Here is a 778-nt window from a genome sequence, read left to right on the forward strand (position 1 = left end):
ATGAGGCAGCCTTTTGTCTTATTCAAAGGCCTTACATTTCAAAAACTCTGCTTACCAGGCGCATTTCGCCCAGGGGATCACCATAATAAAATGCTGAGGCCTGGCCTTTGCGTAGTGCACGCATCACCTCAATACCTTTGATGGTGGCGTAAGCCGTCTTCATGGATTTAAATCCCAGCGTGGCGTTGATTATCCGTTTCAGTTTGCCATGATCGCATTCAATCACGTTGTTCCGGTACTTAATCTGTCGGTGTTCAACGTCAGACGGGCACCGGCCTTCGCGTTTGAGCAGAGCAAGCGCGCGACCATAGGCGGGCGCTTTATCCGTGTTGATGAATCGCGGGATCTGCCACTTCTTCACGTTGTTGAGGATTTTACCCAGAAACCGGTATGCAGCTTTGCTGTTACGACGGGAGGAGAGATAAAAATCGACAGTGCGGCCCCGGCTGTCGACGGCCCGGTACAGATACGCCCAGCGGCCATTGACCTTCACGTAGGTTTCATCCATGTGCCACGGGCAAAGATCGGAAGGGTTACGCCAGTACCAGCGCAGCCGTTTTTCCATTTCAGGCGCATAACGCTGAACCCAGCGGTAAATCGTGGAGTGATCGACATTCACTCCGCGTTCAGCCAGCATCTCCTGCAGCTCACGGTAACTGATGCCGTATTTGCAGTACCAGCGTACGGCCCACAGAATGATGTCACGCTGAAAATGCCGGCCTTTGAATGGGTTCATGTGCAGCTCCATCAGCAAAAGGGGATGATAAGTTTATCACCA

The 778-nt window shown here is 52.2% G+C and carries 1 protein-coding gene; it reads right to left on the bottom strand.

Going from position 1 to position 778, the window contains the following annotated elements:
- Nucleotides 1–31 precede the first annotated feature (31 nt).
- Nucleotides 32–736, bottom strand: coding sequence for an IS6-like element IS26 family transposase (locus ACF8E5_RS03155; RefSeq protein WP_001067858.1), 705 nt, complete (start codon nucleotides 734–736; stop codon nucleotides 32–34).
- Nucleotides 737–778 lie beyond the last annotated feature (42 nt).

The organism is Pseudomonas sp. WSY_20, assembly GCF_043104335.1.
GTDB lineage: Bacteria > Pseudomonadota > Gammaproteobacteria > Pseudomonadales > Pseudomonadaceae > Aquipseudomonas > Aquipseudomonas parafulva_B.

What these genes read in the sequence shown, in the direction of transcription:
- ACF8E5_RS03155 (WP_001067858.1), bottom strand. Translation starts at nt 736, where the DNA reads ATGAACCCATTCAAAGGCCGGCATTTTCAGCGTGACATCATTCTGTGG.